At 43.2% G+C, this 10171-nt stretch carries 11 protein-coding genes; 2 read left to right on the top strand and 9 right to left on the bottom strand.

From position 1 onward, the window contains the following. Positions 1–10: 10 nt before the first annotated feature. The 5 genes from livF to PSF67_RS01390 all read right to left on the bottom strand — a co-directional run bounded on the left by livF (position 11) and on the right by PSF67_RS01390 (position 4894). Positions 11–712, bottom strand: coding sequence for a high-affinity branched-chain amino acid ABC transporter ATP-binding protein LivF (gene livF / locus PSF67_RS01370; protein WP_102137976.1), 702 nt, complete (start codon positions 710–712; stop codon positions 11–13). Next, complete coding sequence (gene livG, locus PSF67_RS01375; protein WP_195697732.1) at positions 712–1491, bottom strand: high-affinity branched-chain amino acid ABC transporter ATP-binding protein LivG; 780 nt, start codon at positions 1489–1491, stop codon at positions 712–714. The genes livF and livG overlap by 1 nt, the downstream gene beginning before the upstream one ends. Continuing rightward, on the bottom strand, positions 1488–2759 hold the full coding sequence (locus tag PSF67_RS01380) for a high-affinity branched-chain amino acid ABC transporter permease LivM (protein ID WP_102137978.1): 1272 nt from the start codon (positions 2757–2759) through the stop codon (positions 1488–1490). The genes livG and PSF67_RS01380 overlap by 4 nt, the downstream gene beginning before the upstream one ends. Next, positions 2756–3682 (bottom strand): high-affinity branched-chain amino acid ABC transporter permease LivH, encoded by a 927-nt coding sequence (gene livH, locus PSF67_RS01385; RefSeq protein WP_004258523.1) that lies wholly within the window; start codon positions 3680–3682, stop codon positions 2756–2758. Before livH ends, PSF67_RS01380 begins: the two co-directional genes overlap by 4 nt. 102 nt (positions 3683–3784) lie before the next feature. Beyond that, on the bottom strand, positions 3785–4894 hold the full coding sequence (locus PSF67_RS01390; protein ID WP_004908157.1) for a branched-chain amino acid ABC transporter substrate-binding protein: 1110 nt from the start codon (positions 4892–4894) through the stop codon (positions 3785–3787). Between the two features lie 379 nt (positions 4895–5273). On the opposite strand from PSF67_RS01390, the gene panM reads away from it, so the two are divergent. Together panM and gloA2 are read left to right on the top strand one after the other, a co-directional pair. Next, complete coding sequence (gene panM / locus PSF67_RS01395; protein ID WP_231067977.1) at positions 5274–5687, top strand: aspartate 1-decarboxylase autocleavage activator PanM; 414 nt, start codon at positions 5274–5276, stop codon at positions 5685–5687. After that, on the top strand, positions 5674–6060 hold the full coding sequence (gene gloA2, locus PSF67_RS01400; protein ID WP_102137980.1) for an SMU1112c/YaeR family gloxylase I-like metalloprotein: 387 nt from the start codon (positions 5674–5676) through the stop codon (positions 6058–6060). The genes panM and gloA2 overlap by 14 nt, the downstream gene beginning before the upstream one ends. Before the next feature lie 109 nt (positions 6061–6169). Here gloA2 and rpoH read toward each other — a convergent pair whose 3' ends face one another. The 4 genes from rpoH to ftsY form a co-directional block, all read right to left on the bottom strand. Further along, a complete protein-coding gene (gene rpoH / locus PSF67_RS01405; RefSeq protein ID WP_102137981.1) occupies positions 6170–7048 on the bottom strand; it encodes an RNA polymerase sigma factor RpoH in 879 nt (292 codons plus the stop codon). Positions 7049–7304: 256 nt separating this feature from the next. Then, positions 7305–8282: a permease-like cell division protein FtsX gene (gene ftsX / locus PSF67_RS01410; protein ID WP_166264270.1), complete on the bottom strand. Its 978-nt coding sequence runs from the start codon at positions 8280–8282 to the stop codon at positions 7305–7307. Then, complete coding sequence (ftsE, locus tag PSF67_RS01415; RefSeq protein WP_272676416.1) at positions 8275–8940, bottom strand: cell division ATP-binding protein FtsE; 666 nt, start codon at positions 8938–8940, stop codon at positions 8275–8277. The genes ftsX and ftsE overlap by 8 nt, the downstream gene beginning before the upstream one ends. Positions 8941–8946: 6 nt before the next feature. Continuing rightward, positions 8947–10171 (bottom strand): signal recognition particle-docking protein FtsY (gene ftsY, locus PSF67_RS01420; protein WP_272676417.1); only part of this gene is annotated, 1225 nt, incomplete at its 5' end.

Here is a 10171-nt window from a genome sequence, read left to right on the forward strand (position 1 = left end):
GCATTTTTAACTATCCACCCAAATACGCGCTTCTTACCGCTTCATTGGCTAAAAGCGCCTTTCCACTATCTTCCAACACAATATGCCCATTTTCCAACACATAGCCACGGTCTGCGAGTTTCAACGCTTGATTGGCGTTTTGTTCGACAAGGAAAATTGTCATACCTTCCTCGCGTAGCTGTTGAATTGTATCGAAAATTTGCATAATAATAATGGGGGCAAGGCCTAGGGACGGCTCATCAAGCAACAGCAGCTCTGGCTGGCTCATTAAAGCACGGCCTATCGCTAGCATTTGTTGCTCCCCACCTGACATCGTTCCTGAACGTTGACTTCGGCGCTCATACAGCCTTGGAAACAGCTTATAAACCCGTTCAATACGTTCTTGGTACTGTTGGCGATTTGCAAAAAAGCCCCCCATTGCGAGGTTCTCTTCCACTGTCATACGAGAAAAGACACGTCGCCCTTCTGGCACTATTGCAATATCTTCACGCATAATTTTGGACGTTGGCAATTGAGTAATATCCACACCTCGGTAGATGACTTGGCCTTCCGATGCACGCGGGTCGCCACAAAGGGTACTGAGCAACGTTGTTTTCCCTGCGCCATTTGCTCCGATTAAGGTCACAATCTCACCTTTTTGGATATTCAAGCTAATTTCATGTAACGCTTGTATTTTTCCATAATGGGTAGAAACTTTTTTAAATTCAAGCATCAGTAAGCTTCCCCCAAATAGGCTTTTATCACATCAGGATGTTGACGAATTTCACTTGGTGTCCCATTTGCCAATGGCGTTCCTTGATTCACGACATAAATGCGATCTGAAATCCCCATGACTAATTTCATATCATGTTCAATTAATAGAATTGAAACATTATGATGTGCACGTAATTCGGCAATTAAATCATCCAAATCATTGGTTTCTTTAGGGTTAAGTCCCGCAGCAGGTTCATCTAACATTAAAATTTCAGGGCGAGTGACCATACAGCGAGCAATTTCTAACCGACGCTGCTGCCCATAGGCCAAATTGCCAGCCTGCCGGTTTGCAAAGGGTAGTAAATCTATGCGCTCCAGCCATTTTACTGCATTATCAAGCGCTTCTGATTCTGCACGACGAAATGCAGGCGTTTTCAATAACCCAGAAAAAATGCCACTTTTTAAATGTTGATGCTGCGCCACAAGTAAATTTTCAATCACCGTCATTTCTTTAAACAACCGCACATGCTGAAATGTTCGGATAACACCAAGGCGTGCAATTGCCTGCCCGGTCAGTCCCTCAAGATGTTTTTCTCGATATAAAATCGTGCCACTGGTCGGCTTATAAAAACCGGTTAAACAGTTAAAAATGGTGGTTTTACCCGCCCCATTTGGGCCAATCAGTGAAACTATTTCCCCTTGATTAATGGTTAGCTCAACATTATTAACGGCAAGTAGCCCACCAAAACGCATCGTTAAGCCATTAACTTGTAGCAAAGGCGTTGTTTTATGACTCATACGCCCTCCCCTTCAGGGACTTTTTTCACCTGCATTTGACGACGTTTCATCGGTAATAGGCCTTGTGGTCGCCAGATCATCATCAGCACCATCAGCGCCCCTAATAACAGCATGCTGTATTGGTTAAGGTCACGCATCATTTCCCGTGATACAACTAAGATAATTGCGGCTAAAATTACAGAAGTTTGTGAGCCCATTCCCCCTAAAACAACAATGGCTAACACAAATGCTGATTCCACAAAGGTAAAGGACTCAGGGCTGATAAACCCTTGCCGTGCAGCAAATAACGTCCCTGCAAACCCCGCAAAGGCTGCGCTAATAGTAAATGCGGTTAATTTTATTCGAGTTGGACTTAGCCCTAATGAGCGGCAGGCAATTTCATCTTCGCGTAATGCTTCCCACGCACGACCTAATGGCATACGCAGTAACCGATTGATAACAAACAAAGTTAAAACCACTAATAACAAAGCGACAAAATACAGGAAGATAATTCGGTCACCTGGGCTGTAATCTAAGCCGAAAAAGTTATGGAAAGTGTCCCAGCCATCTTTTGCTGTACGGCTAAATTCCAAACCAAAAAAAGTCGGTTTCGGTAATTGGCTGATCCCATTTGGCCCACCAGTGATTTCGGTATTATTCAGTAATAAAATACGAACAATTTCCCCAAACCCAAGCGTCACTATTGCGAGATAGTCCCCACGTAGCCTTAGAACAGGGAACCCCAATAAAAAGCCCGCTAATGCAGCGGTTAACCCTGCAATCGGTAGACTTTCCCAGAACCCAAAACCATAGTAATGATTTAATAAACCAAAGGTATAAGCCCCTATCGCATAGAAGCCTGCGTAGCCTAAAACCAGTAAGCCGGATAACCCAACCACCACGTTTAAGCCTAGCCCTAACATCACGTAGATTAGCGTTAAGGTTGCAATATCCACACTTCCACGAGAAACAATAAACGGCCAAATAATTGCAGCAATAATAATTATAACCGCAAGGATTTTTTGCTTAGTTGTCGAACCATCAAAATCAGGAATAGCCCACGCTTTCTTAGGCACCCCTTGCCACACTTTTCTTAAGGTTGGACGAACCAACTGGTACACAAAGATCACAACAATGCCGGCAATGATCCAGTTCCAACGCACGGAGTCCCCAACCGTCACAACCAGTTTCGTGCCATCCAGTGCGAGCTGCAGCCCCATCATAAACAGTGCCAATACGAAAAAAGTCACTGAAGCCACAATGGCATTAATCCAATTTTCTTTTCTCATACTTTTTCGACCTCCGGGCGTCCCAGAATGCCGGTTGGCATGATCAATAACACACCAATCAATAAACCAAATGACACAACATCTTTATATTCTGTACTTAAATATGCAGAGGTCATCGCTTCTGCGACACCTAAGATTAAGCCGCCCAACATAGCACCGGGAATACTCCCAATTCCCCCTAATACCGCCGCAGTAAATGCCTTCATTCCTGCCATAAAGCCAATGTATGGGTTAATCACACCATAAAATTGCCCCAGCAATACACCGGCTACAGCAGCCATTGCCGCACCGATAACGAAGGTCAATGAAATAACGCGATCCGTGTTAATACCTAATAAACTGGCCATTTTAAGGTCTTCTGCGCATGCTCGGCAGGCTCTACCCATTTTTGAATAGCGAATAAATAACGTCAAAGCTAACATCGCAAGCACGGTAACCACCCAGATGGTCAACTGCATCTTAGTCACCGTGGCTTCAAAACCATCGCTTTCACCCAGAACCCATTGCCCAGTGATCAAACTCGGTAGGGCTAAATCACGCGAACCTTGTGACAGGCTGACATAATTTTGTAGGAAAATAGACATCCCGATCGCTGAGATCAGTGCAATCAAACGTTTAGAATGACGTACTGGCCGATAAGCAACCCGCTCAATACTCCAACCATAGGCGCTAGAGACCACGATCGCGGCAATAAAGGCAGCAGCAACAAGGATCCAGCCGATATCGATCCCAAGCATCATCAAGCCTGCGATCACAATAAAAGAGACATAGCTGCCTATCATATACACTTCGCCATGGGCAAAGTTAATCATCCCAATGATGCCATATACCATCGTATATCCGATGGCTATCAATGCATAGGTACTGCCGAGGGTTAAACCATTCAGAAGCTGCTGAATAAAATAGAGAATTTGATCTGACATAAGACTATCCTTTCGAACTACTTGTCCTATATAGAGAACAGAAGCCGGAAGCAAGTTACTCACTTCCGGTTCTTATTCACTATGCTGGAACACTGCTGAGTACTATTTTACAGAGGTGGATGTCCCATCTTTGTGCCACTCAAATACGCCGAACTCAAACCCTTTCAGGTCACCGTTTGGCTGCCAGCTTAATGTTCCCATAACGGTTTCGACTGGATTTGCTTTCAGGTCTTTCACCAAATCTTCAGGCTCGATGCTGCCAGTACGCTCCATTGCTGTTGTTAAACCTTGGATAGCAGCATAAGTTGTCCAAACAAATGGGCCCGTTGGGTCTTCTTTCTTCGCTTTGATGGCATCAACAATCGGTTGGTTAGTCGCAACTTGGTCATAACGTTTTGGTAAAGTTACCAACATGCCCTCAGAGGCATCGCCTGCAATATTTGATAATGAAGAGTTACCGACGCCTTCAGGCCCCATAAAGCGAATATTCAACCCAGCTTGTTTCGCTTGGCGTAAAATTTGCCCCATTTCTGGGTAATATCCCCCGAAGTAAACAAAATCCACGTTCTCTTTCTTCAATTTTGCCACTAAAGCGGAAAAGTCTTTGTCTCCCGCGGTTACCCCTTCAAACATGACCTCTTTAACGCCCGCTTTATTGAGGCTTTCACGCACAGAACGGGCTAAACCTTCCCCATACTGTTGTTTGTCATGCACAACAGCAATACGAGTTGGTTTGATATCTTCCATAATAAATTTAGCTGCAGTTGGTCCTTGGTCTGAATCCAAACCTGTTGTACGAAGCACCATCTGGTAGCCACGCGTGGTTAAATCCGCATTAGTGGCTGCAGGGGTGATCATAATGACACCTTCATCTTCATAAATATCGGATGCAGGCTGTGTTGAAGAGGAACATAAATGGCCAATGACATGGCGAATACCATCGTTAATGACTTTATTTGCCACCGCAACCGCTTGTTTCGGGTCACAGGCATCGTCATATTCAACTGCCACTAATGTGTTTCCATTAATGCCACCTTTAGCATTAATGTCTGCTATCGCTTGGCGTGCCCCTGTAAATTCCATATCACCATATTGCGCCACAGGCCCTGACATCGCGCCAACAACCGCTATTTTAATTTCCTTTGCCCATCCTGCAGAACTGAACGCCATCGCAATACAGCCCGCCAATAATGCTTTATTCATATTCTTCATTTTATCGTCCCCGTCTTCATGGTTCTGAGTGTTTGTGTTTGATTTGTAGTAGATTATTATGGTTGACAGGTACAATGCCTGATATTTCAAAATACAGCGAATAAGGCTATATATTTCATAACATTAAACAAGATAATTATGCTAAATAGCAAATGGATATGGTAGGTTTTTACATTAGAAGCAGAATAAAAAACTGATGTGTTAAAGTGGTTTTTTTGTAAATACTAGTGTTATATTCGGGTTAAATTTAAATTAATCCGAGTGAAATTCGGAAAATTCAGTATCACCAAATTTTTCTCTCTAAAATCAAAAAATCGGTTGTAGATCACTCTGGCAGGATGAGTAACTGCAACTCTTACAGGGAAACAAACAAAATATCATGAGACTCACTATTATCCCGCTGGTCAATCCTACTGAGCAACAATATCTGGACTTACATAAAATCTGGCCTGACCAGAGCCCTTTTGAACTGGCAAAAATGTGCAAAGCAGGTCAGCAATTTTACGCTGCGCGCTTTAATGACCGACTTCTTGGTGCCACAAAAATTACCGTGGATCATAACGCAGCCACTTTGCACGATTTTTGTGTACGAGAGGTTACTCGCCGACGAGGTGTTGGCTCATATTTATTAGAAGAAATTTGCCAAGCCATCCCTGACATTACACTATGGAAATTTGATATTAGCGGGGTAGCGCTACAAGAAAAAGAAGTGATGCAACTATTCTTGGCTGCTAATGGCTTCAATGCCACCACACAACCTGATATATGGACAAAACAGCATGAAGTTAAATAAAATTCATCATGTTGCTGTTATCGCATCCAATTTTGAAATCAGTAAGGATTTTTATTGCCGTATTTTGGGTTTAAATTTACTTGAAGAACATTACCGCCCAGCTAATAATTCGTGGAAAGCGGACTTAGCCTTTGGTGAACATTACCAAATTGAGTTATTCAGTTTTGTTAACCCGCCAGCAAGGCTGAGTTACCCCGAAGCCACAGGGCTGCGTCATTTAGCCTTCAGTGTCGATGATTTAGATAAATGGGTCGCTTATTTAACTAAACAAGGGGTGGCTTGTGAAACAATACGGGTTGACCCCTACACGCAAAAGCGTTTTACATTTTTCACAGACCCAGATGGCTTACCACTAGAGTTATACAGTGATTAATTGAACAATCAAAAATATAAAAGTAGAAATGATTATCTGCATTTATCCACCGCTTAATGGGTAATAAATGCAGATAATTTTAGTGAACAACGAATTGGCCAGTAATAAATCACATTTCGCTGTCTTCGTCTTCTTCCATCGCCAAACGTAACTTCTTCATGGCGTTCTTTTCAAGCTGACGAACACGCTCTGCAGAAACACCGTATTTATCAGCAAGTTCTTGCAACGTCGTTTTGTTGTCATCATCTAGCCAACGAGCTCGAATGATATCCTGACTGCGCTCGTCTAAAGAGTCTAATGCCTCTGCAAGGCGGTCAGTTGCATGGCTTTCCCAATTATCATCTTCAATTGAGCCGGCAAAGTCTGATGCTTTGTCTTGTAAGTATAAGACCGGGGCTACTGGGCCACCAAAATCACTGCTGTCGTCGTCATCTGACATATCAAATGCCATGTCTTGTGCAGCCATACGTGATTCCATTTCACGCACATCTTTAGTACTTACACCTAACTCTTGGGCAACCATATCGACTTCATCTTGGTTAAACCAACCAAGACGTTTTTTATTCTTTCTTAAATTAAAGAATAGCTTACGTTGCGATTTTGTCGTCGCGACTTTCACAATACGCCAGTTACGTAGAACGTATTCATGAATTTCAGCTTTGATCCAGTGAACCGCAAAGGAAACAAGGCGAACGCCAACTTCAGGATTGAAACGACGCACCGCTTTCATCAGGCCGATATTACCTTCCTGAATTAAATCAGCTTGCGGTAAACCATACCCTGCATAACTACGAGCAACATGAATAACAAAGCGCAAATGCGATAAGATCAGTTGCTTTGCAGCATCCAGATCACCATGGTAATGCAGCCGTTCAGCAAGTTCCTTTTCTTCCTCAGCGGTAAGCATCGGGTAAGCATTAGCGGCCCGAACATAGGCTTCAATACTTCCTTGTGGAACAAGAGCTAATGATTGCATGTCTTTGGTCATTCAGATCCTCAATAAAATAATAGGAAACAGATTAGTTTGTATTGATAACCGCATTGGTTAACCATGAGGTAAACACTTTAAGTCTACCAGTTTAACCGCGTTAAATAAATTATATACAAAATTTGTTAACAGTAGGTCAATGTAGGACAAAACAATTCAGACTAAGTTCATTTTTAACGCAAATTTGCAATAGAATCAAAGAGTCATGATATAATAAAATCATAACTCTTTAATAAAAATGACAAAAAACAACGCATTACTCAGGTGTAAAGTGTCGTAAATGTTGAAGTGTTGCCAACCATGCCGCTATCCAACCAACCATAGCGGATAATAATAGGATCAATAAAGACTCTTCCCATAACAACCCTTCAATCTGAAATTGTGTACCGAATACACTGGCCACTTTTGCCACACCGTCTGCTAACTGCCAAACAAGTAGAAAGGTCATAATCAAGGAAATAATGGCACCTAATGCGCCTAATACAAGACCACCATTTAAAAATGGCCTCATGATAAACCCATCAGTAGCACCAATTAGTTTCATCACATTAATTGTATCGCGGCGAGCAAAAATGTTGAGCCGAACGCTATTACCTATCACAAGGAACAGTGACACAATCATTAAAATCCCAATGACAGAAGCGACTTTCCCAACCAAGCCCGTGAGTGCGGCTAACCGAGCAAACCAGCTATCATCCATGCGAACTTCTTCAATTCCATCGACTTGGCTGACTCTATCACGCAGTGTTGTTAATACATCAGAACCTTCAAAATCAATTTTAGGTGTAATTATTGCGACTGCAGGCAGTGGGTTTTCCTCTAGCATATCGAGTGCGGTACTAAAACCAGACCAACTGCGAAACTCACTCATGGCTTGGTCACGAGAAAGGTAATTCACATGGTCAATACCATCAAGAGCCTGTAATTGTGTTACCACATTTTGCCCACCTTGTTCATCAAGAGATTTATCTAAATAAACAGTGAGTTGAGGTGTTGGGTACCATTGTTCCGCGGCTTGCGAAACATTTTTCCACACAATATAACAAAGGCTCGGTAATGTGAGTGAAATCGCAATAACCATGATTGTCAAAAAAGTGGCTAAAGGCTGCCTAAGCATATCAGCGAGCGCATTCAACCACGAATAACGCCACTGCTCTTTCCAACCGCCTTTTAATGCTTTACTTTTCGATTGCTTGGCTCGTTCCGGCTTGCTTTTACGGACATTCTTAGCCATGTTGACCTCCAAGCATACGACCTTCACTTAATGTAAGAACACGGTAGTTACGACGCTCAATCAATGCAATATCATGGGTCGCCATTAAAACAGTCACCCCCACACGGTTGAACTCTTCGAATAAACGCATTATCCCTTCAGACAATTCACCATCAAGGTTACCTGTTGGCTCATCCGCTAATAACATCGTTGGCTTATTCACCACCGCTCGGGCAATACCGACACGCTGTTGCTCCCCACCAGATAACTGAATTGGAAAGTTTTTAGCTTTGTCCAATAACCCGACTTTATCTAATGCCGCAGAAACTCGCCGACGAATATCTTCGGTACTGGCACCAGAAATGATTAGCGGCATTGAGACATTGTCATATACCGTTCGATCAAAAAGCAGGTGATGATCCTGAAAAATCATCCCGATCTGCCGGCGCAGAAATGGGATCTCTCGATTTTTCAAGCGGCTGATATCATGACCATTGAATAAAATATGACCCGCACTTGGGCGTTCAATACCACAAATCAGTTTAAGTAATGTACTTTTACCTGCGCCTGAGTGGCCTGTTAGAAATGCCATTTCTCCAGGTTGAAGATGAAAATCAACCCCTTGGAGTGCTTGGCGGCCACCGCGATAAGCTTTACTAACGTGTTCAAAGCGAATCATCGAAAATTATTCCTCTCGGGCAAATAGAGCCTCGATAAAGTCATCTGCTTTAAATGGACGTAAATCTTCAATACCCTCACCAATACCAATATAACGAATTGGAATACCAAATTGGTCGGCAATAGAGAAAATTACGCCACCTTTTGCTGTGCCATCTAGCTTAGTCAATGTAATACCTGTCAGACCGACCGCATCATCAAAAAGTTTTGCCTGACTTACCGCATTTTGTCCAGTGCTTGCATCTAGCGTTAACATAATTTCATGGGGAGCATTTTCATCGAGTTTTTTCATTACCCGGACAATTTTTTTCAGCTCTTCCATCAAGTGCGATTTATTTTGTAAGCGCCCAGCGGTGTCTGCAATTAAAACATCAACCCCTTTCGCCTGCGCTGATTGGATCGCATCAAAAATAACCGATGCGGGATCTGCGCCAGTATGTTGGGCTACCACAGGGATTTTATTGCGCTCACCCCATACTTGAAGTTGCTCAACAGCTGCCGCACGGAAAGTATCCCCCGCGGCTAACATGACGCTTTTCCCTTCTGATTGATATTGACGTGCTAATTTACCAATTGTTGTCGTTTTTCCGACCCCGTTAACACCAACCATAAGAATAACATAGGGTTTTTTGTCTTCGATCACGAGTGGTTTATCCACTTTCGCTAAAATATCAGACATTTCCTCACGCAATTTGCCATATAACGCTTCTGCATCTTTGAGTTCTTTACGGCTCGCATGTGCCGTTAAGTTGTCAATGATTTTGCGCGTGGTATCAACCCCGACATCCGCTATCAATAACTGTTCTTCGAGCTCTTCGAATAAGTCATCATCAATTTTTTTACCTGAGAACAGCCCAAAAAAGCCTGAACCTAAATTCTGTCGAGTTTTTAATAGCCCTTTCTTTAGCCTAGCAAAGAAACCTGCTTTTTTAGGTTTTTCTTGCTCTGTTGGCGAATTATTTTTTTCTTCTTCTAAACGTAAACGCTCAGCTTCAGCTTCTTCCTCTGCAATTCTCGCTTCTTCAGCGGCTTGTTCTTCCGCTAAACGTGCGGCTTCTGCCGCTTGGCGTTCACGTTCCGCTTGTTCTTCCGCTAAACGCGCAACTTCTGCCGCTTGGCGTTCACGTTCTGCTTGTTCTTCCGCTAAACGCGCGGCTTCTGCTGCTTGGCGTTCCCGTTCCGCTTGTTCTTCCGCTAAACGCGCGGCTTCTGCTGCTTGGCGTTCACGTTCC

Origin of the sequence: Providencia sp. PROV076 (assembly GCF_028483405.1) — a bacterium.
GTDB lineage: Bacteria > Pseudomonadota > Gammaproteobacteria > Enterobacterales > Enterobacteriaceae > Providencia > Providencia huaxiensis.